Below are 26,988 nucleotides of genomic sequence, written 5' to 3'. Positions count from 1 at the left end.
CTTCGCCCCGGAGCCCCACGCTGATTTATGAATAAATCAGCGTTTCCTTAAAATAAACTTCTGATACCATAATCTGGGCCTAAATTGTGTCTTTTAAATGGATTTTTGAATAAATCGCATATAATTTCAAGAAATTTGTCTGTTTTTATTGACACATCGCATATTCTGTGCTATAATAACTATAGTTATAAGCGTGGAGTGTCAGCGATTGGAAGAATGACCAGTCCCGCGGTAACGAAAGGGGATTAATTTATTTATTTTCTAACATCATAATTGACAAGGATGGCTTATGATGTGATTCATGGAGGGATTTTTATGGGAACAGAAGGAACTCAGTCTGTGGTGCGGGAAATGGCTCACAGATACAATCAGCTTTATCTGACTCCTGAAAAGGGGATGTCCGGAACGGTAGCCTATTCAGACATAGTCCGTTACGGAAAAATTCCAAAGGAGATCGACGAAAAGATCAGGACCGATGATCTGCCGGGGTTCAAGGGAAATGTCAATGACAAACTTTTCTCTGAAGTCACACCTGCCGGAAGAGTGGATATTGTCTATCTTCACGAACGCAGTGATTTTGAACGTTTTCTGCAGATAATGGCTTTTGCCGGAGAACCGGCTGAAGTCGCTTCAAAGATCGAAAGTGCTGAGATACTCGGCGTCACAAACTGGCGGCGTATTGAAGAGCACATGAACAGCTATCTTGAAGCAGGCAGCGAAAAGATCACATGGAGAGACGAACTCAGGAGATTTACCGATGACAAGAAAAATTTCCAGGATTCGATAATCCTTATCGGCAGCGGCGGTTACTGCGGTCTGACTGCTTCTGAAGCCGGTATTGACAAATTTGTCTGGGACAATGTTTCTGTCAAGATAAAGATCTACAGTTCATGTGCAAGATTCATTATGCGCAGACTGTTTTCAGACTATAAGAATATAATCTGGGAAGAAATGCTTTCTGACTGTGTCGGACTTCTGTTTGCATTCAACAGATATGACCCTTCGCTTGCAAAGAAATTTTTCGGAGTATCCAAAAAGGGTTATGACAAGCGGGGTAAGCTGATCAATTTCTGCGGTGAAACAGATTATGACATCGACCGTCTCGCAGTAAGGATCACGGAAGCTGTGGATAAACTTGGCACGCGTGTAAAGAAACTCCTGTCTTCAGGAGTAAGAGATTATTACGATATACTTTTCAGTCTTGAAGAAGATATGAACGAGTTTGTTTCTGTTATAAAGGGCTGAAATTTTTCAAGGGACTGCATTTAAACAGTCCCTTTTTTGTTATTTCATTAAAAAATCATGCTTATTGGGTCTTTATTATTGTTGACAAATTACATAAAAAATGTTATTATAAATTAATGAGTTATAATTATATTTAACGGGAATTTTACGAGATCTAATTTACATGAAAAGAGGGTGATTTTATATCATGCAGAACAGTGATTTAAAGCAGAAGCTTGATCTTCTGAAGTCATATTCAGTAATATATGACGGTGCAAATATAAAAGACACTATTGATACACTGGAAGACCGCATTGACCAGAATGAATTCAAAATCGCCGTAGTGGGAGAATTCAGCGCCGGCAAGTCGACTTTCATCAATGCAATAGTCGGCAGGGATCTGCTTAAGCATGCGACCCTTGAAACTACCGCTGCACTTACATATATTCACAATGTGAAGTCTGATGACAGCAGGGTCGGCACATGCACAATTACTTTTGCAGACGGTACAGTTGAAGATCTTGACAGACTCTCTGAACTTGAGAAGTACACCACCACGCAGTCTGAGATCGATGTTGTAGCTGAAGTACGAAGCGTTGATATTTACATCGATTTTCTTGATGTCGACGATGAACTGGTCATTGTAGATACTCCGGGTCTTAACGGTCTTGCTGACAAGCACAGGGAACTGACGATTGAAGAGATAAAGCAGGCACATTCATGCATCTATCTTTTCCCGAAACGCGGTGTTGCCCAGACGGATATCGACTTTATAAAGTACATATCCAATTATCAGAACACATTTATCTTCATCTATAATTTCATAGACGAGCTGAATGCGTTTGAGGGTGAGTATCCTGAGACAAAGATCGCCGGAATAAAGGAGAACATTGAGCGTTTCGTCCTTTCACAGACTGACAGAAGAATAATCACTTATTACTGCGGTATGTCTGCACTCAAGGCTCTTGCAGGCAAGGATACGGAAATAAAGCGCCTTTACGAAGATGACTTCCGTGATATTTCAGAGAGTGAACGTGAACAGATTCTTGAAGAATCAAATTACGCTGAATTCGAGAAAATACTCACGTCTATTTTTAACGACGTTAACTTCCAGAGAAACAGATATATCACTAACTGTTATACTGTAATGAATCTCATGGAATACATTCTGATGGTATCCAAAAAGAAACAGTCCGAGATCGAAAACAAGATCCTCAAGGACCGTGCTTTCAAGGATATCAGTCAGATCAAGCAGCAGAAGATCGAGATGAACAGAAATCAGGACGCTGTTCTTGAACAGCTTTATGAACTTATAGTTCATCTGTTTGACGAAAACAAGAGAATCCTGAACAGTGATATCGATGAAAGCATAAGCAGGATCTATGAATCCATTTCCAACAGCATCAACAGCGAAAGTGACTACAGCACTTTTGAACAGAAGGTCGAAACAAATGTTTACAAACAGATGCTTCAGAAACTCATCGATGATTATCAGCTTGAACTTGACTACAAGAAGGAAAACTGCTTCCAGCTTGTTTACAAGACCATACTTGCACGTATAGATGAGTACGGTGACATCATCAGTGTGGCTGACAGAAGCAATGCTGATCTTAAGATCTCAGCTGCTATCGACAAGGAGCTTGCTGCGGACAATATCAAGAACGACATAAAGAATCTTGAACAGATTGCAGTTAACAACAAGAAATTTCTTGAGGATTTCAACAAGCAGCGCGAAGGCTACAGGCTTGAGATCGAAAAGATTTTTGCTGATATCAATGCGGCGAAGAAGCACAAGGAAGATCTTACTGCCGAGCAGAGACGGAAGGAAGCAGCCCTTGGCGACAGACCTGTTGAAGATGTAAGATACATCGTTGAGGAATTTGAAGAAGACCGAAAGGGCATAGCACGTCTTTTCCAGTTTATTTTAGGAAAGAAGAAATCCACAAGACAGGTTCCGCAGTACGACGATACCAAGGGACTTGCCTGGGACAAGAAAAAACGCGAGATCAAGGAACGTACGGACGAAGAGCGCGAAGCGATCAACCGTGAACTTTCAAACCTTGAGTCAAAGAAATGCACACTCGAAGAAAAAATCGAACTTCATGACAAGGAACAGGCATCCTATTCAAGAAAAATGGATATTCTCAACCACGAGATCGCAGCCAAGAAGGACGAGCTTCTCATGTTTGAGGAACGTCTCGAAACCGAGTACTTCACGCTCCGCAAGAAGCAGCTCAGACAGGATATTGAAGCATATCTTTTCGAGGGCGATAATTCCATCACAAAACTGTTTAAGGAATCGCTTGTTTCAGACGTAGCATCAAACTCAGAACTGGTCAAAGGATATATCAAGAACGAATTTGAAAAGAGACTCTCGGAAAAGAACAGTGTTCTTGACGAGATCATAAACGGAAACCTTATAGATATACAGAACAGGTTCAAAAATAAGAAGGCTGAAATTACGAAGATCGAAGAAATGTATAACGAACTTAAGGTGGAATTGGATTATGAACAAACATCTATCGCAGTTTGAAGACAAACGAACAGAAACCGGTCTCGTTCTGAAAGATATACTCAGATTTTACTCTGAAAACGGATATACAGCTGAAGAAAAGATAATAGCTGACTTTATTGATATGCTTCAGAAGGAAGAATTCTCGATTGTTATCGTCGGTGAGTTCAGCGTTGGTAAATCTACATTTCTCAATGCGCTTATGGGCGAGAAGATCCTTCCTTCGTATTCTGATGAGACCACTGCCACAGTTACATGCCTCAGGCACAAGAACAAGGCAGATAATCACCAGAAGGGCTGTGTTTACTATGCGGACGGTACCTCAGAGGATATTGACAGCATAGAAACTGACGTTATTTCCAAGTATGTAAGTACAAGAAGTGACATACCTGTTGCAGCAACGGTAAATCATCTGGATCTGTTCCTTGATTCCCCGTTCCTCGACGGCAACATCACTCTTGTCGATACTCCTGGTCTTAACGGTACTGCTGACGGACACCGCGAGATCACTGAAGCCCAGATAATGAAGTCAAATGTCTGTCTTTTCATGTTCAGTGCAGACCGTCCGGGCGGACAGTCTGAATTTGAGTTTCTAAGTCAGATCAGAACGAAAGCGGACAAGATCATATTCGTACTCAACAAGATCGATCAGATCAAGAATAACGAAAATGAATCATATGAAAAAGTTGCAGAAAATATGCTCAAGAATTTCGGGAGAATATTCCCTGATGCAACGGATATTCCTGAATTCTGGTGTATTTCAGCATATCAGGCACTGGTTGCAAGATCACACGAGAATCTTTCATACCGCGGCCGTACTTCCGTTTCCGATGAAGACAAAGCCAGACTTCTTAAAATGTCGAGAATGGAAGAGTTTGAAGACGGACTCTGGAATTTCATAACTGAAGGTGACAAGGCAAAGAACAGCCTTATTACGCCTATTTCAAGAGCATCCAAGATGATCGATGAAACACTTAAGAATCTTGAACTAGAATCGGCTATTTATGATTCAGCTGTTGACAACAGTGATGCGCAGCAGATCATCGATGAGCTTTCAGCGAAGATCACTGAAACAGAAAGCAAGATGGACAAGCTGAAATCAAGGATCAATGCTGATATTGATCAGAATCTGAAGAACGTTCTTGAATTCACACTTACCAAGGTTAGACTTTTCAAGGGCCGTCAGATCGCAAATCTTCAGACTTTCCAGACGACCGAAGACCTTATTGAGCTTGAAAAGAGTCTTCCTTCGATCATTAACAACGGTGTAAGTGCCGCTACATTTGAATTCAAGGAAAAACTTGTCAATGACATTACAAATGCTGTAGGAAAATATCTTCCGGACGTTGCAGAGTCAGTAAGGATATACATTTCAGAATATGAATTCAATATTTGTCCTGACTGCCGCTATAATCAGACCGAGAATTCATTTGAACTTGGTATCGAACAGTATCAGAAAAGCGTTAACAAGACATGTGTCGAGATAAATGCGATGCAGGCAGAGCTGGATGAGCTCACGGCTCAGTATACAAAGGCTCTGAAAATCGAAAAGGAACGCGAAAAGATCTATAATGACCTAAACCTCATAAAGGAAGAAAAGCAGCAGTATGAAAACGGACTCGAAAAACCGAAGGTAAAAAGAGTCTATGCTACCGAGGAAAAACCTCGTTTCAGCCTGTTCGGACTTTTCAGAAAGAAGAAGATCACTGAAACAACAGAATATATCGATGACACTGAAACACGCGCCTGGAAGAAGGAAGTCGAAATGCGTCTGGCTGAGTACTCAGAACAGATCAGGCAGAAAACACTTGAGTACAATGCCATTGAATACGACGGAAAGCCGAGCGGCGAACTTAATGAGGAAATACATCTCAAGAGTTCGATTCTTTCAGAACTTCACAAACAGCTTGACGAAAAGCGTGAAGGCTTCAAGAACAGATACATACGTGAAAACGTTGCTCTGTATCTGAAGAAAAAAATGTACATCGAATCATTCTATAATGAGGGCACAAATTCATATTCGACCCTTGCTGCTGAGGCTATAGACAGATTTTCAGAAGAATTCAGGATCAAGCTTGATGAAATACTTCATAATGATCTTGAAAGAAGATTTGATCTTATCAACAAGAATATCGATGCTCTCAGGTTCCAGCTGTCGCTGTCAAATGACGAGAAGAATGAAAAGATAAAGAATATCAACAGACAGATCGGTACGATCAAGTCACTCTACTACAGGATCGAAGAACTGAAGAGATCACTCAACTGTACTTCCGGCAGCGATAAAATTGCGATCTGAAGGAGAATAACTGATGAAGAATATAAGCTGCAATAATTTTATAATCTGCCTTGGTGATGATATAAGATATCGTTTTGCACAGGAGCTTATGCCTGAGGGACATCTTATAGATTCAAATTCTCTGAGGATAAATGTTAGCTATGTATTTATCAATTCAAATGTTGAAAACGTAATTACAGATGAGAAAAGGGTCCTGGTTTATACTTCAAAGGTACCGGAAGGCAGAATAGTTGAATTTCCGGTATCAGGTATCGATCTCAAGTCTGCTTTTGCAGATCAGGAAAAAATAAGGATCGGAAAATCTGTTATTTTTGCTGATTTCCCGTACAAAAAGGAAAATCTGCGCTATCTCATTGAGAAGACAGTCGGATCTGCAAAGAATGCAGATGTTGATGTTGTACTGTACAATGAAAAGAGACGTGCAGGATATACAGACATTGAAAGATCTCAGAGAATAATCGAAGAAGCCTACCGCGAATTCGGAAACTACGGTGTCGAGATATACGAATATGCAGCAGGAACAGAGAAAACCGGATTTTTCACAATAAAGCCTGATAACCTGAGATACATAAAAAGCAAGTACAGAAAAGAACTCAAAGGCGCAAAATATCGTGTTGACAACAGGTTTGATATTCATTTCAAGACTTTTCTTGAAAGAACATATGAGCATTATTTTTCAATAAATAATCCGACTGAGTTTTCACGTTACCTGAAGCTTTTTGAATTCGGTTCACTCCCTATTGATACGGATGATATAATCGGTTCTTTTGTACTTGATTTCAAGGATATGTATTTAAGCAACGGGTCTGATATTCCGTCAGAGATAAGCGAATTCTATCTTGACTATATTTCAGAACTTCTGAGTTTCAGACTTGATGAAGAAAGTGACATGATAAGAAAATATGCTGTCGCTCTTTTCGACAAGGTATTTGCGGACCATAAAAAGCTGGCTTCCGGTAAGACGGAACTCGAATATAAGGAAGTGCTCAACAGGAATAACGTTATAACTGAGTTTACCATTGTTGTTGATGATTATTTTCATCGTCAGCTTCCTAATCTGCTGCACAGCATTGCGGTTTCCAGAATCAGGGCAGTTCAGAAAATGATCGACAATAAGGAATAAGGTGATTACAGTGGAAATATCAGAAAAGATCACAGCAGAAGTGATCAACAGGACTGTTTTCAAGGCTAATGACATGCTTAAGGCGGACACTGTTTTTTTACAAAAGCGGGCTTCTTATTCTTTCCGGAAAAGGCGAAGAACTTGAAAAGGAAATTAAGCACATAGACCGTATTGCTGAAGTTACTGATCATTTTGTTATCAGAGGCGAAATAAAAAAAGCGCTGCTGTATGCAGCGCTTCTCAGAAGAAAAGTAAATGATTATATTGAAAAAGTCAGCAGTACTGATCTGGAATTACCTGCCGGCGAGTAATTTGGGTTTTATACGTTTTAAGTAGATATCAAGCACTCCGTTTAAGCTGAAGTCGTATGTAAAGCATACAAAGTTGATAAGCAGCATAATCAGGAGTGCGTATGTCTTTCCTTTGGCGTATATTTCATCGTAGAATTCAGTCATGCCGAGAATTTCTGCAGTTATGTAGAATTCTGACAGAATGCACGCATTAAAGATGAAAAGTTTTACGAAAAGCCTTACTGCAAAAGGTTTAAGCCTGTCAATGAACTGTTTTGTTACAGGGTAATGTCCGAACAGCAGAATGTAAAGCAGAGCCGCTTCCTTGTCAAATGTAACGAACAAGGCAAGCAGTCCGGTAGCCATGAAAGTAAGATAAGCCCATGATGGTGATATCTCTGCGGACATTATCATCATGAGTACTCCTGCTATCATCGGCAGAGTAATATAGAGTACCGGAAATACTCCGGTGAGAAACATACAGATCAGGCACAGCGAGGATATTATTCCTCCAAGTGCCACTTTATAGCTGATATGATGCATTAACGAAAACCAGGGGGAATACTGATAAACCTGTACTTTGCGGATTTTCTTCCGTTTTATGTGCTTGTATATATCAGAGTTTCCCGGATGACTGAATACAGTCATTCTCCTTTCAGTTGATTCACACAGAAAACCAGGAAAACGCCGGTTTGATCAGTGTTTTCCCAAATCTGCTGAGCTTAAAACAGCAGGCAGATTTAGTTTCCTGTATATGATAATGATAACACAAAAAATGTTTTTTTTCAATAACGGCAAAGAGGCAAATTCGAGGAGAAAACATAGTGAATGAAGATAAATCAAAAGGAAAACTTACAATATATCTAATTGTTTTCCTTATACTTGGAGTTTTACTTGTGGCGCTTGTTCTTTTTGTTATCGGTAAAAATGGTTCGAACGATAATAATGAAAAAACAGCTGAAGTAACACGGACGACAAATGCGGAAGAATTCACTGAAAACTGGGATGTAAATTCCGTGACAAAGCAGCCTGAAACAGAACCGCCTCATGAAAGTCCATTGAAGATGGTCGTTTCAGAAACTGAAACTGAAATTACAGATATCGGTGAAACTCTTGATAAGAACAGCAGAAAAACCTACAAGATGGATCTTACAAAGTTTGCTGATACCGGAGATATGATTGACAGTTTCACATTCTACTATCATTCTGCTGATCAGGTATCATCGCTTGGTGAAGTAAAGGGCGGATTCGGTATTTCTGTTGATAACAAGTGCGAAGCAAAGACAGATAACATATGGTATCAGACTCCGGAGGATTTTTCTGTCAGAGCTGACAGCTTCGGAACAGTTACATGGGAAATACCTGAAGAGATAAAGGACTATGTTACAGTTCCGAAGGGCTCTCTGCTTTTCGGATACTGGTGGAGTAATGTTGACAAAATTGTCCTTGACAAGGTCGTGTGTCACAAAAGAACAGTTAAACTGATACCTTGTGACGGCGAAAAAAGCACGGCGATCGGCAAGGTGCTGAAACCTTCTGAGCCGGATAATACAGTTGCAGTCGAGATCCCTTCAGTACTGGAATCATATCAGGTCCCGAGTTCTGTCACATTTAAGTTCGAAGGAACAGCTCCGGTTTCAGAACTGAAAGGAAGGATCGGTGTTGATTCGGGCGATTTCCGCGGAGGAATCTGTGAAAGTGTCGGACTTATAGTAAATTCTGAAAAAAATGAAACGGAAGTTACCTGGGTGCTTCCTGATGTAGTAAGAATAAATGCCGATATGTCAGGCAGTTTCAGGTTCACACTTGAGCGCTGCAGTCTTCCTGAAGTGACAGTAAAGGAGATCTGTGTTGAATACGCACTGGCAGGGTAATGTGCCGGCGTACCGTATGATATTTTAATCAGAAGAAAATGATCAGTACAACCTGCTGACGTAAATACGCCGGCTGATTGTGCTGATTTTGTTTTCTAAGTAAGCGCTGATTTATTTATAAAAAATTAAAAAAAATTCTGGTTAACCCCTTGAAAAATATAATATACTTATGAGATAACAAAGAGCCCCTCAATCTTATGTGAATATAAACAAAAAATATTACGTTTCATTGACACTTTCCGTCAAATCAATTATAATGTAATAGGGACTTGAAACAGATTTGTAACATTTTATGGGAATAATGATACAGATTAAATTTAGGGAAACGCTGATTTATTCATAGATCAGCGTGGGGGTCCGGGGCTAACCCCTGCAGATACCACTTCCGGGAATCCGGCATCGCCGGATTCCCGATTCGATCAGCGTTTCCTTAGGATTATTAAAGGGGTAAGATATTATGAAGGGATTATTTAAAAGGGGAAGTCTCAGGTTTCTGTCTTTTACAGCGGCCTGTCTGGTAGCTGTCGCGTCATGTCCTGTACCTGCAGGTGATATTTCTGTAGTATGGGCTGAATCAGATATTGACAGTTTCAGAAAATGGAAACAGTTCGATGACAGATGGGGGGATATCCATCTTGGCAAAAGCGGATATAATATGCGCGGAAGCGGATGTGCAGCTACTTCTCTTGCGTTTCTGGTAGCCAAAGCCGGAAATTTCAAAGGAACCGGTTTTGATCCGGGTGTTTTCTGCAGACTAATGAGCCAGTTCGGAGGATTTGGTCCCGAAGGGGATATTTTCTGGGACAGAGTAAGTAAAGTTGCTCCGGGATTCAGATATGTAAAAACAGAATATCTGAAACAGAATCTTCCTTACGAAGAAAGATTTCATGCTATAAAAAAGTACTGTGATGAAGGAAAACTCGTCATAATAGATGTACTGAATTCAGGACACTGGGTGGCTGTAGACAGAATTGAAAACAACAGGATCATTTCATTCGATCCGGGCGGATACAGAAATACAGATGTTTTTAAACAGTATGATCATAAGGGAAATACCTGTATCAAGGTGTTTGAATCAAAATATACAACTCAGGTTCTGCCTGAACTTCAGTATAATTTTGATCCCGGAAAATACATAACTACTGCTGACATCCTTAATGTAAGAAAACATCCTGATTCAGCATCGGAGCGCCTGGGAGGACTTTTCAGCGGAGCCAGGGTGGATGTCAAGGGTATTTCAGGATGCTGGGGAATGATTATTTATGATGAAGCACCAGCGTGGATATGTCTTGAGTACGCTCTTCCGTACAGCGGTGAGGATAAACCGGCAGTAACACTTGTTACCGAGCCGGCAGGGAATAACGATGCAAAGGAAACAGAAGTAACAGCAGCGCCAGTGACTACGGTAAAAGTTACTGAAAAAGCACCTGTGACAACAACAGTGACAACGATCACTGAACCGCCGGTAACGACAACGGTGACAACGATCACTGAACCGCCGGTAACGACAACGGTGACAACGACCACTGAACCGCCGGTAACGACAACGGTGACAACGACTACCGAGCCGCCGGTAACGACAACGGTGACAACGACTACCGAACCGCCGGTAACGACAACGGTGACAACGGCCACTGAACCGCCGTTAACCACGACGGTGACAACGGCAGAAACTGTAGCTTCAGTATTTCAGAAAATTAAATGCAAAACAAGTGATGCTTTGAATTTCCGTACAGGTCCGGGAACAGAAAATGAAATAATCTGTGTTCTTCCGCTGGGAACATCTGTTGAAGTGTTCGGTGAAGATGAAAACGGCAGATGGGGAATGATTGAATATAAAAACAGAAAAGGCTGGATATGCCTTGACTATGTAGTACCTGAGGATGATAAACAGGACATTCCGGAAGTATCGGAAGAGCCTCAGCCGGTTATAAGTCAGCCGGAGGAACATTCGGCTGCTGAAAATGAGGAAAAGGAAGAACCGGTGAAAATTCCGCCGGAAACCGTTCTTGGAACAGCAATGTCAGGACCGGCTGTAATGAAGCCTCAGTCAGAAGGAACAGGCGTTCTTAAAGGCGATGTTGACGGTAATAATTTTATTAACGTACTGGACTACGTGATACTGAAAGAGCATTTTGAAGGGAAAAAAACGAATATTCTCTATGAGGAAGCAGATGTCAATTCAGACGGGTCAGTAACACTTACTGATCTCGCAGTTATGAAGGATATGTTTGCAAACAGAAAATAGCGAAAAATGATTCTTTCTAAAGCCAAGGTAAGAAAACAGTTAATAAGCGTTCTGCACATTAAAAAAAGTTAATCAGGTATTAATGCCCTGACAGACTTGACACACCAGTCTGTCAGGGCATTTTTTATGTATAATCAGAGCGAAAAGGAAAAAAGAACGTTACATTCACAATAATTCCACTTTACAACTTTTCATTTTTGTGGTATATTAAGAATTGAGTGTTTTAAGGGAGGATTCTATCATGAACTGGACAGAACTTGATATTTTTACAACCACCGAAGGAATAGACCTTGTGACATCCGGACTTATGGATATCGGTATCAGAGGATTTGCCATAAAAGATGCAAATGATTTTAAAGAATTTCTTCAGAACAAGGAAGGCAACTGGGATTATCTTGAAGATGACCTTATGCAGCTTGCTGAGTGTGAAACTACGGTAACAGTATATCTTCCTGAAAACAGTCAGGGTGCTGAAATGCTTCTTTCGATAAAGTCTATGCTTGCTGAAATGAAGGCAAACGACAGTGAAGGCCTTTACGGAAGACTGGAAACAGAAATGAAGAACGTAAAGGAAGAGGACTGGGCTAATAACTGGAAGCAGTACTTCAAGCCTATGGAGATAGGAAAAAGGCTGCTTGTAAAGCCTTCGTGGGAAAACATCGGTGAAACAGACCGTACGATCCTCGAAATAGATCCTGCTTCAAGTTTCGGAAGCGGTCAGCACTACACTACAAAGCTCTGTCTTGAATTCCTTGACGGGCTTGACGTTACAGGGAAAAAAGTACTTGACCTTGGCTGCGGAAGCGGTATCCTTTCGATCGCAGCAATGCTTTTAGGTGCTGAAAGTGCCGTGGCAGTTGACGTTGAGGAAAATGCAGTCAAGATAGCAGTGGAAAACGCTGAGAAAAACCATATCGATACCGCAAAGTACACAGCATACTGCGGAAATATTATAAAAGACGACGAACTTACAGCCCGTATAGGTGATGGCTACGACATAATAACGGCAAACATTGTCGCAGATATCCTCATCGGTATGAAGGATCATTTCTATAAATTCTTAAAGCCTGACGGAATACTCATAATCTCAGGCATTATAGACGAACGCAAGGAAGAGGTAACTGATGCAGTTACCGGTGCAGGTTTTGAAATAATCAAGGCCTGCGAGGAAAGCGACTGGGCAGCAGTAATGCTCAGAAAAAAATAATCTGATATTTAAAGAAGGATAAAGATGTCAAAGAAAACTGCTGGATACGGTAATGACAGTATCACGATGCTCAAAGGCGCCGACAAGGTAAGAAAAAGACCTGCGGTAATCTTCGGCTCGGATGGTATAGACGGATGTGAACACTCGGTTTTCGAAGTCATATCCAACTCTATAGATGAAGCCCGTGCCGGTTACGGTGACAGGATCATCATCACAAAATTTAAGGACAACGTTTTTGAAGTTGAGGACTTCGGACGCGGATGTCCTGTTGACTACAACAAAACAGAAGACCGCTTCAACTGGGAACTTGTCTACTGTGAGCTCTATGCCGGAGGCAAGTACGGTACGGAAAGCGATACCTACGAATATTCACTCGGCCTTAACGGCCTTGGTCTCTGCGCTACGCAGTTCTCATCCGAGTTCATGGATGTCGAGGTTCTCCGTGACGGATACAAATACTCGCTTCATTTTGAAAAGGGCGACAATGTAGGCGGACTTAAAAAGGAAGAGTACAAGGGAAAGAACACCGGTACAAAGACCAGATGGCGTCCTGACCTTGAAGTATTTACCGAGATAGATATCTCAGATGACTTTTTCAGAGATATACTCAAAAGACAGGCTGTTGTAAACCCTAATCTTCTTTTCATTTTCCGTACTGAAAATGAAGACGGTACTTTTGAGGAAGAAAATTTCATTTACGAAAACGGTATAACCGACTATCTTAAGGAAACAGTCGGTGAAGATGCACTTACCAGTATCCAGTACTGGCAGTGTGAACGTGAAGGCCGTGACAGAGCTGACAAGCCGGATTACAAGGTTCGTCTTTCAGTTGCCTTTGCTTTTTCAAACAAGATAAAGAAACTGGAGTACTACCACAATTCAAGTTATCTTGAATACGGCGGTTCACCGGAAAAGGCAGTTAAGCAGGCCTTTGTTTCACAGATAGACACTTATCTGAAACAGAACGGTAAATATCTCAAGAACGAAGGCAAGATCACTTTCGTTGATATTGAAGACTGTCTTGTTCTCGTTTCATCATCGTTCTCGACACAGACATCATACGAGAACCAGACCAAGAAGGCTATAAACAACAAATTTATCTACGAAGCCATGACGGAATTCCTGAAGCATCAGATCGAGGTCTACTTCCTCGAAAATCCGGACGAGGCGCTTAAGATCTGCGAGCAGATCATGATAAACAAGCGCAGCCGTGAAAATGCTGAAAAGACCCGTCTTAACATAAAGAAAAAGCTGGCAGGTACCATCGACCTTTCAAACATGGTACAGAAATTTGTTGACTGCCGTACCAAGGATGTTTCAAGACGTGAGCTCTACATAGTGGAGGGTGACTCGGCTCTTGGTGCCGTTAAGCTTGCCAGGGAGGCTGAATTCCAGGCTATCATCCCGGTACGAGGCAAGATACTCAACTGTCTTAAGGCTGACTACAGCAAGATATTCAAGAACGAGATCATCACTGACATAATCAAGGTTCTGGGCTGCGGTGTCGAAGTAAACACCAAGGCAAACAAGGATCTTTCATCATTCAGTCTCGAAAATCTCAGATGGAACAAGGTCGTTATCTGTACCGATGCCGATGTGGACGGATACCAGATAAGAACTCTTATTCTCACAATGCTCTACAGACTGACTCCTACGCTTATCGACGAAGGATTTGTCTATATAGCTGAATCACCGCTTTTCGAGATTACGACAAAGGACAAGACGTACTTTGCCTACACCGAAAAGGAAAAGACAAGAATACTTGAAAAGCTTGGCGATAAGAAATATACTCTTCAGCGTTCAAAAGGTCTTGGCGAAAACGAACCTGAAATGATGGCTCTGACTACCATGAACCCTGACACAAGAAGACTTATAAAGGTTACAAGGGACGAAATGGAAGCAACTGCGAACATGTTTGACCTTCTTCTTGGCGATAATCTTCAGGGCCGTAAGGATTACATTTCCGAGTTCGGCGGAGATTATCTTGAAATGGCTGATATTTCATAACTGCGGGGTTATTAAATGGCAAAGAAACATGTAACTGAAACCAAAATAAAAAAGATACCAAACGCCTACATTGAAGGTGCCGGTGTTGTGGTTCAGGAAAAGATCACAGAGACTCTTGAAAAGAACTACATGCCGTACGCAATGAGCGTTATCATATCACGAGCTCTGCCGGAGATCGACGGCTTCAAGCCTTCACACAGAAAGCTTCTCTATACCATGTACAAAATGGGACTTCTGACCGGCCAGAAAACCAAGTCCGCAAACGTGGTTGGACAGACCATGCGTCTTAACCCTCACGGCGACGGTGCGATTTACGAGACACTTGTACGTCTTTCACGCGGCAACGAGACTCTGCTTCATCCGTACATAGACTCAAAGGGCAACTTCGGTAAGTCCTATTCAAGGGATATGGCCTATGCAGCTTCACGATACACGGAAGTAAAACTTGACCCTATATGTGCCGAGATGTTCAGGGACATCGACAAGGACACGGTCGATTTCGTACCGAACTACGACAACACGATGATGGAGCCGACACTTTTCCCGGCGACATTCCCGTCGGTTCTCGTAAACTCCAACGTTGGTATTGCCGTTTCCATGGCGAGCAGCGTGTGCCCTTTCAATCTTGAGGAAGTGTGCGAGACCTGTATCTCGCTTATAAAGAACCCTTCACACAACGTTCTCACCACCCTTAAGGGACCTGACTTTCCGGGCGGCGGCTACTACATCTACGATGAGGGCGAGTTTGCTAAGATCTGTGCAACAGGCAAGGGTTCCATGAAGGTACGTGCAAAGTACAGCTACGACAAGGCGGCAAACTGTATCGAGGTAACCGAGATACCATACAGCACAACTGTCGAAGCAATAATGGACAAGATAATCGAGCTTATAAAACTCGGCAAGATCCGTGAAGTATCATATTTGCGTGATGAAACAGATCTGAGCGGTCTTAAGCTTGCAATAGATCTCAAAAGGGGAACTGACCCTGACAAGCTCATGCAGAAGCTTTTCAGACTTACTCCTCTGCAGGACAACTACTCGTGTAACTTCAACATCCTTATCGCAGGAAATCCGAAGGTTATGGGTGTCGGAGAAATACTTACCGAGTGGACGGCGTTCAGAAAGGAATGCATAAAACGAAGAGTATACTTCGATCTTACAAAGATGAAGGATAAGCTTCATCTTCTCGAAGGTCTTAAAAAGATCCTTCTGGACATCGACAAGGCGATAAAGATCATCAGGGAAACAGCTGAGGAAGCTGATGTAGTTCCGAACCTTATGATAGGCTTCGGAATAGACGAGATCCAGGCTGAATATGTTGCTGAAATAAAACTTCGTCACATCAACAAGGAATATATTCTTAAACGTGTCGAGGAAACTGAACAGCTGAAGAATGATATTGCCGAAATGGAAGGAATTCTTGCCGATCCGAAAAAGATCGAAAAGATCATCATAACAGAACTTAAGGATGTTATAAAGAAATACAGCAAGCCGAGACTTACAGAAGTCATCTATGATGATGATACTGAAAATGCAGACATCGACGAGGATATTCCTGATTATCCGGTAAATCTTTTCCTCTCGGAAAGCGGATATTTCAAGAAGATCACAAATCAGTCACTCAGAATGAGCAGTGATCAGAAGCTCAAGGAAGGCGACAGGATCGTCGCTCATATAGAGTCGAACAACAAGTCTGATCTGCTTTTCTTTACTGACATGCAGCAGGTCTACAAGACCAAGGCGAGTGCCTTTGATGATACCAAGGCGAGTGTGCTCGGTGACTACGTTCCTGCCAAGCTTGGCTTTGACCAGGATGAAAATGTAAGGTTCATGGTGAACACCACCGATTATTCCGGATTCATGTTCTTTGTGTTTGAAAACGGAAAGGTAGCAAAGGTTCCGCTTAAGGAATACGAGACCAAGACCAACAGAAAGAAACTTCAGAAAGCGTATTCAGGCAAGTCTCCTCTTGTGGCAATTCTGTACGCTGCCGACAACTGTGATCTGCTGGTCTCATCATCAGCAGGAAAGTCGCTTGTGTTTGATACAGGTCTCATTCTTCCGAAATCGACCCGTGACACGCAGGGAGTTCAGGTCATGACGCTTCGCGGCAGTGCCGTTATAACAAAGGCTGCCATTGTTACCGAAGAAGCTTCGGCTGACAAATTCAGAGCAAAGTCTATTCCGGCTGCAGGAACAGCGACAGGTAATGCTGACGTTTTTCCGGGACAGCTTGAGTTATAAAGTAGTGAAATGAAAAAAGGTTATATGAAAGGAAAAAAGTAATATGTGCGGTATAGTAGGTTTTACAGGAAGAAAGCAGGCTGCTCCGGTACTTCTGAGCGGGCTTTCCAAACTTGAGTACAGAGGATATGATTCAGCGGGTATTGCAGTACGTGACGGAGATAAGGCTCCGGAAGTAGTTAAGGCAAAGGGCAAGCTCAAAGTCCTCATTGAAAAAACAAATGAAGGTGCTGCAGTTAAGGGAAGCTGCGGTATCGGCCATACAAGATGGGCTACTCACGGTGAACCGTCTGAACTCAATGCACATCCTCACTCCAGTGATGATGAAAATGTTATCGCAGTTCACAACGGTATCATCGAGAACTATCAGGAACTCAAGGAAAAGCTTACAAAGAGCGGCTATACATTCTGTTCTCAGACAGATACTGAAGTTGCAGTCAAGCTCATTGATTACTACTTCAAAAAATATGCTCTCGGTCCTGTTGACTCCATAGCACGTGCAATGATGCGTATACGCGGTTCATATGCGCTTGCGGTAATGTTCAAGGATTATCCGGGCGAGATCTATACAGCAAGAAAGGACAGCCCGATGATCATCGGTATTGCAGACGGCGAAACATACGTTGCTTCTGACGTTCCGGCTATCCTCAACTACACAAGAAGTGTTTACTACATCGGAAATCTTGAAATCGCAAGACTTGCAGAAGGAAAGGCTACTTTCTACAACATCGACCGTGAAGAGATCGAAAAGCCTCTTACTGAGATCAAGTGGGATGCTGAAGCTGCTGAAAAGGGCGGATACGAGCATTTCATGCTCAAGGAGATCCACGAACAGCCTGAGGTTATCAAAAATACCATCAACTCTGTTCTTAAGGACGGCGAAGTAAAGTTCGCTGAGTTTGATCTTTCAGACGAAGAAATGAAGAGCATTAACCAGATCTACATCGTTGCGTGCGGTTCAGCTTATCATGTCGGAATGGCAATGCAGTATGTAATGGAAGAACTCACATCGATCAATGTCCGTGTTGAACTTGCTTCCGAGTTCCGTTACAGAAAAATGTCACTTATAAAGAACAGTCTCGTTATCATCATAAGCCAGTCAGGTGAAACTGCAGACAGCCTTGCAGCTCTCCGTGAAGCAAAGGAAAACGGCATCAAGACTCTTGGTATCGTAAACGTTGTAGGTTCATCGATTGCAAGAGAAGCTGACAATGTATTCTATACACTTGCAGGTCCTGAAATCTCAGTTGCAACAACAAAGGCGTATTCAACACAGCTTGTCGCAGGATATCTCCTTTCAATTCAGTTTGCGAAGGCAAGAGGTGAGATCACTGATGAACGTTACAATGAACTCATCACCGAGATCCAGACACTTCCTTCAAAGATCGCAAAGATACTTGAGGACAAGGAACGTATTCAGTGGTATGCAAACAAACTTGTAAACATAAAGGATGCATTCTTCATCGGACGCGGCATAGACTATGCTATCAGCCTTGAGGGAAGCCTTAAGATGAAGGAGATAAGCTATATCCATTCTGAGGCATATGCTGCAGGTGAGCTCAAGCACGGACCGATCAGCCTTATTGAAGACGGCACAGTCGTTATCGGTGTGCTTACACAGCCGGCTCTGTATGAAAAGACAGTCAGCAACATGGTAGAGGTTAAGAGCCGTGGCGCATCACTTATGGGCCTTACAACTTACGGTAATTACTCAATTGAAGATACTTCTGACTTCACAGTTTACGTTCCGCAGACTGATCCGCTTTTCGCAGGAAGCCTTTCAGTAATTCCGCTTCAGCTTCTTGGATACTACGTTTCAGTAGGAAAAGGCTACGACGTTGACAAGCCGAGAAATCTTGCTAAGAGTGTTACAGTAGAGTAATTACTTACTTATAACCTGAATTTAAAAAGTCTTACATAAACGGGACCCGATTTTTCAGCTAAAATAATCCCCCGGAACGTTGTCGGTTATGACACGTTTCGGGGGATCAGTGTTTGTATTGGATTCATGAAAGCACAGGTAAAAAGGTAATGGCACCTCATCGAGGTGCCATTGCTATGATAGTACGCCGAAGGCGTACATTTTTTTAATCCCACATACATTCTTCTAATCCGTAGAAAGCAATATACGCCATTATCATAGAGTAATTATAATCCGATAATTCGGCTTCTTCCATAATATTTTTATTTATATTATGCCTCCAGACATGCTTACAGCTCATAAGGATATAATACTCTGTTCCGTCAGGTGCAGTATATCTGTATTCAGGTAAACCGTCACAGGTTTCAGGTGAATAGGATAATGATTCAAGCATCTTGGAAAAATTCTCAGGGGTTATACTCTCACCATACGGATGCTGTTCTGTAGGATCATATGGAATGCAAGGCAAATGTATTTCTTTAACGACCTCAGTTACAGTAACTTCCGGTATCTGTGATTCAGCTGGAGTATCGGCAACAGTTTCGGTTACGGTACTGCGCTCTGTGGTGATAACAGCTGGTGTATCATTATCTGATGGGTTATTGTTTTCCTTAGGGGCATCGGTTTCATTTTTCTGTTCTTTGCTGTCCTCAGAAATGTTCTGCATTGTACTGATTACAGTTTCTGATGTAGTTTCAGAATTTGTTGGTTCAGATTCAGTTTGTACAGTGCTTTCAGAAACAGCGTTCGCTGTTGATGCTTCTTTAACAGTATCATTTGAATCAGAAACAGATGGTTCGGTGACCGGTGAAGAAGTCTGCGTTTCAGAAACACTCACGATACTTAAATTTTTATTATCACTGTGGAGTTTTATGTTTGCAGCCCAGAAAGTTGTTCCGGCTATCAGGATTAATGCAGCTGCGGAGGCCGCATATTTCACATATCTTCTGCCGGAATGCGTCTCTGTTCTGATTGGATACTCTTCAGAAACAATATTATTTTCATTTTCAGAATTATTCACTGAATTACCTTCAGTCGTTTTATAATTATCTGCTTCATCCAGATATTCAGGACGAATATCTGAAACCGCATTATAGATATCTTCTTTTTTCATAACATAACACCCTCTGCCTTCAAATAAGATTTTAATCCGTTTCGGAGTTTCATCATTCTCTGTGCCATCTGGTTTTCAGTACAGTTCATCACCAGCGCAAGATTTTTAACTGTTTCTCCGTAGTAGTATCTTTTGATAAACAGAATCCTGTCTTCTTTTGGAAGACTGCCAAGCCAGCAGTTTATCTTTTCAGAAAGTTCTTTCTGTTCAAGTGATTTCTGTACGTCCTGTCCGGATGGAATACAATCGGACAGCTCATCAAGGATCGTTATTAATCCGTTATAGCGTTTCTTTGCGTGACTTGCTCTGTATTTATCTAAAGAAATATCTCTTACAAGTTTTCCGTAAAACGCTTTCAGTGATACCGGAATCAATGGCGGTATCCTGTTCCAGGCGGAAATCCATGTATCATTCAGACATTCTTCGACATCTTCTGAAACTGAAAGAATATTGGAAGCGATCCTTGCACAGTATTTTCCGTATTTTTCTTTTGATTCTTTTATTGCATTTTCATCTCGCCTGATAAACAGTTCAATAATGCTCTGGTCATCCATCTGCACCCTCCGTTCTTCTGATTTAAAGGCCTTCACTTATATAGCCGCAAAACGAAATGAAATATTGGGGTGTTTTGAAAATTATTTCTGAAAAGCTGTAAAAACAGTACGAGCATCTGCGGAATACAGATGCTCTGTGTCTGGTTAATATAGGTTGCTCATGAATAGAGAAGTATCAGGTCATTGTCTTCTTAATTTCACTTAGAGTATCAGGTGAGATGCCGGTACATTTTTAATCCCGCATACATTATAATCTGTAAAAAGATTCCCACTGTGATGTTATCCGGGTCTCCGTGCATAGCTATAAAACAATCCCCAGGAACTATATCAGTTATGATATGTTTCGGTGGATATATTTTAATACGATTTAGAGATAAGACTCCAGCTTAAAAACAACAATGTCTTCCTTTATTTCAGTTACCAGTTCAAATAAATTGTCAGTTGTTGCAAATAAATTTGAAGGATTTCTTCCGATTATAAGATACTGATTTTTGTCATCAAGAGAAATGAATTTTCTTGTTTTTTCATCAAGAAGAATGTCGGCATTATCGATAACTATAAGTTTATTAACTAAATTTGAAATCTCATCGAATATATTTTTCTGTTTATCAAGGTAGTTAAAGCAAGCGAGTTTAGGATCTACTGCCATGCACTCCTGAATAAAACCAAAAACTGCAGATTTTCCTTCTCCGGAATCACCGGTTAATATTGTAATGTTATTATTGAATTTAAAGTCCACTATAAACGACGTATGAGTCGTATAGAAATGATCCGTAACAACAGGATTAATCTTCATGGTTCCACCATTCTTTCAGTTCTTCATAATCTTCTGTTATCAAACTTTTTTCAGAAGTAACAGCAAACACTTTTTTCAGATCGAAAGGGATCATCGGATAGTCACTGTAGATTCTTCCTTCTTCGAATGAATAAATCTCAGACAAAGCATTTTCACCGCATTCTTTTACACAGAACACTTTATCAGGGAAATACAGTACATTCAGAGCGGTTTTACATCCTGATGAAAGTTTGTCGATATTAAGAACTATATTATCAAATCGGGATTCTATTTTAAATTTACTGATTAGTTTTGAATTATCGATTCTGTTTATAATATCAGCAGCTCTTTCATCAATTTTCATTGCAGTATGCTGATTGAAGAAAATATCATTGATCTCAATATATTCTGAATCTTTCGGAATATCTTTCAGTTCTTTGTATACCGATATCACAATACCGCCTCCCTGTAAAGCTGTGCTAATCTTTGTAATGATCCTGTTCTTTCCGATATTGCTGACATTTTTTCACGAATATCGATTCTTCTGTTATCAAGACCGCAAATATCATCATTCTGTCTTGATTTCCATTCGCAGCAGGAATTGATCCAGCATTCTCCTATATTCTTTTTGCTTACCTCAAATCCGGTATTTCTTGTTATATCAAAGAGTAAACGAGCCGATAGCTGTTCAATATTATGAGAATCTATATTCTGATCATAATCAATGATCTCACGAAAGGTTTTATAGTTCATATTTCCAGAAGAGATTGCTGAAACAAGTTCCTTTCGGGCGAGTAATGCTTTTTCTCTTTTAACACGTAATTCGTCATCAGGAGCAAATACCCATTGGGTAAGATATTCAAATTCCAGAAGTATATATTCAAAACAAATGACATTGACCAAAAAAACGTTTTCTTTGGATTTTATAAGATTTCTCAAATACTTATGTTCTGAAACTATCTGAGAATTGTCAAATGAATTGTCGAGAATAATTATGTACTTGTTTTCGTTATCCTGCAATGACTTTACAGCCTTTATAAGTTCGGAATTATTGATTTTACTTTCAAGAATTATATCAGGATACAAAGTTTTTAAAAACACTTTCCAAAAATTATAACCCGATTTTCCTTTTCTGTCTTCTATCCATAGAAATGTCTGTGACAAAGATACTTCCGCCTTTCAATGATTAATGACGTAATTTATTAATTTAATCAATGCTGTATATTCTATTATACCATTTACATGATAATAATATCAAGGGTAATCGGAGACAAATGAAAGCAGTTATTCTAGAAATGTTAACCGGAAACTCTGTTGCTTCATAAAAGGTAATGCCACCTCTTCGAGGTGGCATTGCTATGATAGTACGCCGGAGGCGTACATTTTCTATTTCAGCGTCAAAAGCTTCTTCCTTGCAGCAGCCTTAAATTCCGAACCGGAACAGCTTAGTTTCAGTCTGAATCCGGTAGCTGTAGCAGCTCGGTCGGCTATGGAGAGACCGAGGCCGGTTCCTTTGACGTTGCTTCTTGCCTTGTCGCCGCGGACAAATGGCTGCTTCAGTTTCCTTGTTCTGAGTTTTTCAGAAACGCTGTTTTTTACGGTAATGCTTTTTGGGGTTACCAGTACGGAAATATTACCTTGCTCAGTAGTGTATTTCACGGCATTTGAGATAAGGTTTTCGATAAGCATTTCTATCTGATCTCGTTTTGTTTTTATTGTGGCTTCACCGGTCACTTCGAAATATATCTGTTTTTCTTCAAGCATCAGTCTGTACTTTTCAAATGCAGATTCAATGAGTGCCCTCAGATCAGTCATTTCTTTCCGGACGCGTATTTTTTCAGTCTGGTTCAGGTAAAGGGTGCGGTTTATAACGGAGTCGGTAAATGAGATGTTGCTCAGTATTGAATCAAGATATCGTTTCTGTTCTTCCGCTGTCATGTCACCTTCAAGAAGGTTTTCGGTATATCCTCCGATCGCCATGAGCGGGGTTTTTATATCGTGGGCGAGGTGGTTGGTGAGATCCCGCTGGTAATCTTCAAAGCGATAGGCTGACTTAAGTCTGAAGTAACGGATGATCAGCATGATAAGACCGATGATGCTTAATAACACGGCAATGGAAATTGTCCATTTTTTCTTTACATTTTTAATATACGGATCATCCGGATCATAGAAGTATCGTAAACTAAGAATACAGTTTTTTCCATCGATTTTTAACGGTATGTTTCGTAATGAGAAAACCGTTCCGTCATCTCCTGTTCGGTCATCAACGGAAACTACACCTCCATAACCGTAAAGATCACAGGCGACTTTCTCAGTAGAGTCGATTATCTCCTGAGACTCACCGAAATAATTCGTTAATCTGCAATAAGGCCACTTCTGACTGTCTGTGTCAGAAAATTCGTATAATTTAAAATCTGAGGTATCTTCATCGACAGGAAGAATAATTGTGTCTTTACGGATTGGTTCAGTTTCTTCTACGCCATTGCTTGTATAACCATATCCGTCATAATTTAATTTGATCCAGCTGAAGGTTATCTGCTTCATTATAAACTCATGAGTTTTTCTGTTTACATAAGCACTGTCAAGTACAAGCTCTGGAAAAATCATAGATTTATCCTTTTCAGGTTTTAACAAATCTTTATTATTTTCGTAATATTCATTTATTACATTTAATGTTTCCGGAGAGTCATAGCAGAAATAGTTATCATCATTGCTTCCGGTAAAATCTTCAAAATACATTACTGCCTGGCGTGTTGATAAATTAGAAGCAAGAACATTTCTTTCTTCATCAACCAGAATTGCAACACTGTGAATGTTTCCTGTTTGCTTTGAAAAAAAATCTGTTTTTTCAGAGTCTCTGAAAAAAGTTCTCAATTCGGAATAAGGATTGCTGAAGAGTGTGAAAAACAAATTAAATCCGGGCATATATATATAATTGTCTATGTTCCGGCCCATTGTTGTACGCAGTGATGATATCGCTTCTTCTAGAGGTTGTTCTTCATAATTGTAAGAATATTTCTGTATTTGAGATACAGAGTAATTCATGTTATTTATCTGCTTGTCGTATATCCTGTTATCTATATATTGGTCAGTGCAAGTTGACACCATTTTGGTCAGCAATGCTATTACTGCTGCATATATCGGTATGACGATGTAAGGTTTTACGCGTTTTTTGTTTTTCATGGTACGTCTCCTATGAATCGGTCAGTTTATAGCCTCTGCCGATCACGGTGTGTATCTGACTTCCTGCATTCCCGAGAGCTTTTCTGAGACGTTTGATGTGGTTGTCAACTACGCGGTCTGCTCCGAAATAATCTTCGCCCCAGACGTTGTCGAGGAGGGTGTCACGGTCGATGGCCCAGCCGGGGTGTTCCATAAGGTAGTGCAGAATTGCAAAGGCTTTCGGTGTTAATTCGATCTCATTACCATAAACAAAGCAGGTGAGTGTTCTTGTGTTGAGCTGTATGGCACCGCATGAGAGAACTGTGTCTGTTTTTTTCTCTGTTATTCTTTCAGTTCTTTTAAGAAGTGCCGAGCATTTTGCATACAGTGCGGAAAGGAGGAACGGCTTTACTATGTAGTCGTCGCATCCCAGGTCGTAGCCGCGCAGGATATCTTCCTCAAGACCTCTTGCAGTTATGAATATCACAGGTATATCGCTTTTCTTTCTTATGTTCCTGCATATTGTGAACCCGTCGGCTCCCGGCAGCATAATGTCCAGCAGTACCAGTGAGAATGCGAGATTTCCGGAATAAATGAGCTCGAGCGCATCGTCACCGTTTGTAACTGTGGTTATTTCTGCTCCCTTTCTTTTAAAATATTTTTCTGTGACTTCACATATCTGAAGATCGTCTTCTACAAGAAGAATATGCATTTTTTCACCTCTGTGATCATGGCGCAGACAGCGTACAGACGGAAACACCGGGAGGAGTATAAAAACTCGGTGTCTCCGTAAGATAGGCTGTTTGCAGTTTTGAAATCAGCGGAATACAATGTTATTTTGCATTCCAGTAAGTATTATAGCGTACCGATGTGTCATTGATATATCATTTGTGAGTTTTGGATATATTTTTTGATCCGATAATAGTATAGCATCTGCAGAAACGGCAGATGCTATATGAGTCAGGAAGCCGGAACTTCCGGTGTTTCATTTTTACGGTCAGTATGCGGATATTTCTTTCGCATGAACTGGAAGCAGATGAAGTGGGCGATAAAGGTGATGATCCATGAAACAGGGTATGATAAGAACAGCATTGATTCATTGTGGAACTGCGGCAGTCTGAAAAGAGTGGAAATCCAGATTATTCTGAGACCACAGGCACCGATAAGTGAGATTACAGTCGGTGTCATGCCGTATCCCATTCCGCGGATATTGCCCACTATACAGTCCATCAGTCCGCATGTGCAGTAGAAGCAGCACACCATGAACATACGTGTCATTCCGGCACTGATAACTTCAGGACGGGAATCGTATATTGCAAGAAGCTGGTTTCCGAACAGATACGCTGCATTTCCGAGTATAAGGCCGGTAGCAGCTGCGCACAAGCAGGAGGTAACAGCTATCCTGTTAAGTCTTGAAAATCTGCCGGCACCTATGTTCTGGCTCATAAAGGTGAGTGCGCCCTGTGAAAATGAGTTCATCGAAACCCATACAAATCCCTCGATGCTTGAAGCGGCGGCACTGCCTGCCATTACTATAGCACCGAAACTGTTTACCGATGACTGAATAACAACGTTCGAGAGCGAGAATATCACGCCTTGAATACCTGCCGGAATGCCAATCTTCAGTATTGCGGAAACGATGTGCGGGTCAAGTGAAAGTTTTCTGAATGAAAAGCGGAATGCATCATCTTCCCGTGAAAGACATATAAGAATGAGAACCGCTGATATTACCTGTGAAATGGCAGTTGCCAGTCCGACGCCCATTACATCCATCTTAAGAACAATTACAAAAAACAGGTTAAGAACAAAGTTTACAGCCCCTGCTATTGTGAGGTAGAGAAGCGGTCTTTTTGTGTCGCCCTTGGAACGAAGAAGTGAGCTGCCGAAGTTGTAGATCATCATAGGGATCATACCGGTGAAATACACTCTCAGATAAAGTGATGAAAGTCCGAGGACGTTGTCCGGAGTGGCCATAAGTTTCAGCAGAGCAGGGGCAAATATGATCCCGAAAACCATGAGTATCGCACCGCAGATGATGCTGAGTGAAACTGATGTGTGAACTGTACGGGATATCTGACGAGTGTTTCCGGCACCGGCGAATTTGGCGGTGAGTACATTTACACTTACAGAAAGCCCGAGAAAAAGATTCGTCATGAGGTTGACAAGCGCAGTGGTCGAACCTACTGCGGCTAGCGAGTATTCACTGGCGAAATTTCCGACAACGATAACGTCTGCCGCATTGAACAGGAGCTGCAGAACACTTGAAAGCAGCAGCGGTATGGTAAGTTCAAGCAGAGCAGGCAGAATCGGCCCGTTACACATGTCTATTTCATTTCTGGACTTTGGCATTAATGATTCTTCTTTCTGAATAATATTGGAATAGTAGTTGCCTAAGGAATCACTGATTAAACAGGAAATCCGGCTTCGCCCCATACCC

At 41.3% G+C, this 26,988-nt stretch carries 20 protein-coding genes; 11 read left to right on the top strand and 9 right to left on the bottom strand.

Annotated features, from left to right (window positions below):
- Positions 1 to 315 precede the first annotated feature (315 nt).
- The 5 genes from CC97_RS07115 to CC97_RS07095 all read left to right on the top strand — a co-directional run bounded on the left by CC97_RS07115 (position 316) and on the right by CC97_RS07095 (position 7,466).
- A complete protein-coding gene (locus CC97_RS07115) occupies positions 316 to 1,245 on the top strand; it encodes a hypothetical protein (RefSeq protein WP_044974406.1) in 930 nt (309 codons plus the stop codon).
- A 187-nt stretch (positions 1,246 to 1,432) separates the two neighbouring features.
- Entirely contained in the window at positions 1,433 to 3,757 is a 2,325-nt protein-coding gene (locus tag CC97_RS07110) for a dynamin family protein (RefSeq protein ID WP_044974405.1), read from the top strand.
- Positions 3,732 to 6,032, top strand: coding sequence for a dynamin family protein (locus tag CC97_RS07105; protein WP_044974404.1), 2,301 nt, complete (start codon positions 3,732 to 3,734; stop codon positions 6,030 to 6,032). The genes CC97_RS07110 and CC97_RS07105 overlap by 26 nt, the downstream gene beginning before the upstream one ends.
- 13 nt (positions 6,033 to 6,045) lie before the next feature.
- The gene (locus tag CC97_RS07100; RefSeq protein WP_044974403.1) at positions 6,046 to 7,155 is read left to right on the top strand and encodes a hypothetical protein; all 1,110 of its coding nucleotides are present in this window, start codon (positions 6,046 to 6,048) and stop codon (positions 7,153 to 7,155) included.
- Positions 7,156 to 7,223: 68 nt separating this feature from the next.
- A complete protein-coding gene (locus CC97_RS07095) occupies positions 7,224 to 7,466 on the top strand; it encodes a hypothetical protein (protein ID WP_044974402.1) in 243 nt (80 codons plus the stop codon).
- Here the strand turns inward: CC97_RS07095 and CC97_RS07090 are convergent.
- Positions 7,449 to 7,862, bottom strand: coding sequence for a hypothetical protein (locus CC97_RS07090; protein ID WP_242848150.1), 414 nt, complete (start codon positions 7,860 to 7,862; stop codon positions 7,449 to 7,451). The genes CC97_RS07095 and CC97_RS07090 overlap by 18 nt on opposite strands.
- 407 nt (positions 7,863 to 8,269) lie before the next feature.
- Here CC97_RS07090 and CC97_RS07085 point away from each other — a divergent pair, with 407 nt between their 5' ends.
- From CC97_RS07085 to glmS, 6 genes are all read left to right on the top strand, one after another.
- Positions 8,270 to 9,319 (top strand): DUF5620 domain-containing protein, encoded by a 1,050-nt coding sequence (locus tag CC97_RS07085; protein WP_044974401.1) that lies wholly within the window; start codon positions 8,270 to 8,272, stop codon positions 9,317 to 9,319.
- A 457-nt stretch (positions 9,320 to 9,776) separates the two neighbouring features.
- A complete protein-coding gene (locus tag CC97_RS07080) occupies positions 9,777 to 11,567 on the top strand; it encodes an SH3 domain-containing protein (protein ID WP_044974400.1) in 1,791 nt (596 codons plus the stop codon).
- A 241-nt stretch (positions 11,568 to 11,808) separates the two neighbouring features.
- On the top strand, positions 11,809 to 12,774 hold the full coding sequence (gene prmA / locus CC97_RS07075; protein WP_044974399.1) for a 50S ribosomal protein L11 methyltransferase: 966 nt from the start codon (positions 11,809 to 11,811) through the stop codon (positions 12,772 to 12,774).
- Positions 12,775 to 12,798: 24 nt separating this feature from the next.
- On the top strand, positions 12,799 to 14,781 hold the full coding sequence (locus CC97_RS07070) for a toprim domain-containing protein (RefSeq protein ID WP_044974398.1): 1,983 nt from the start codon (positions 12,799 to 12,801) through the stop codon (positions 14,779 to 14,781).
- A gap of 15 nt (positions 14,782 to 14,796) precedes the next feature.
- Entirely contained in the window at positions 14,797 to 17,025 is a 2,229-nt protein-coding gene (locus CC97_RS07065) for a DNA topoisomerase (ATP-hydrolyzing) subunit A (protein ID WP_044974397.1), read from the top strand.
- 43 nt (positions 17,026 to 17,068) lie between these two features.
- Positions 17,069 to 18,907, top strand: a complete 1,839-nt coding sequence (glmS, locus tag CC97_RS07060) for a glutamine--fructose-6-phosphate transaminase (isomerizing) (RefSeq protein ID WP_044974396.1) — start codon at positions 17,069 to 17,071, stop codon at positions 18,905 to 18,907.
- A 205-nt stretch (positions 18,908 to 19,112) separates the two neighbouring features.
- On the opposite strand, the gene CC97_RS07055 is transcribed toward glmS, so the two are convergent.
- From CC97_RS07055 to CC97_RS07020, 8 genes are all read right to left on the bottom strand, one after another.
- Entirely contained in the window at positions 19,113 to 20,060 is a 948-nt protein-coding gene (locus CC97_RS07055) for a hypothetical protein (protein WP_044974395.1), read from the bottom strand.
- Entirely contained in the window at positions 20,057 to 20,614 is a 558-nt protein-coding gene (locus CC97_RS07050; protein WP_044974394.1) for a sigma-70 family RNA polymerase sigma factor, read from the bottom strand. Before CC97_RS07050 ends, CC97_RS07055 begins: the two co-directional genes overlap by 4 nt.
- Positions 20,615 to 20,981: 367 nt before the next feature.
- Positions 20,982 to 21,410: a hypothetical protein gene (locus CC97_RS07045; RefSeq protein WP_044974393.1), complete on the bottom strand. Its 429-nt coding sequence runs from the start codon at positions 21,408 to 21,410 to the stop codon at positions 20,982 to 20,984.
- Entirely contained in the window at positions 21,400 to 21,843 is a 444-nt protein-coding gene (locus tag CC97_RS07040) for a DUF4869 domain-containing protein (RefSeq protein WP_044974392.1), read from the bottom strand. Before CC97_RS07040 ends, CC97_RS07045 begins: the two co-directional genes overlap by 11 nt.
- Entirely contained in the window at positions 21,840 to 22,553 is a 714-nt protein-coding gene (locus CC97_RS07035; RefSeq protein ID WP_044974391.1) for a hypothetical protein, read from the bottom strand. Before CC97_RS07035 ends, CC97_RS07040 begins: the two co-directional genes overlap by 4 nt.
- Positions 22,554 to 22,775: 222 nt before the next feature.
- Positions 22,776 to 24,572 (bottom strand): HAMP domain-containing sensor histidine kinase, encoded by a 1,797-nt coding sequence (locus CC97_RS07030; RefSeq protein WP_044974390.1) that lies wholly within the window; start codon positions 24,570 to 24,572, stop codon positions 22,776 to 22,778.
- 10 nt (positions 24,573 to 24,582) lie between these two features.
- Positions 24,583 to 25,263: a response regulator transcription factor gene (locus CC97_RS07025; RefSeq protein WP_044974389.1), complete on the bottom strand. Its 681-nt coding sequence runs from the start codon at positions 25,261 to 25,263 to the stop codon at positions 24,583 to 24,585.
- A gap of 248 nt (positions 25,264 to 25,511) precedes the next feature.
- The gene (locus tag CC97_RS07020; RefSeq protein WP_044974388.1) at positions 25,512 to 26,900 is read right to left on the bottom strand and encodes an MATE family efflux transporter; all 1,389 of its coding nucleotides are present in this window, start codon (positions 26,898 to 26,900) and stop codon (positions 25,512 to 25,514) included.
- Positions 26,901 to 26,988: the final 88 nt, after the last annotated feature.

The organism is Ruminococcus sp. HUN007 (assembly GCF_000712055.1).
In the GTDB taxonomy this organism is placed as follows: Bacteria; Bacillota; Clostridia; order Oscillospirales; family Ruminococcaceae; genus HUN007.
This window is presented reverse-complemented; position numbering and strand designations above follow the sequence as displayed.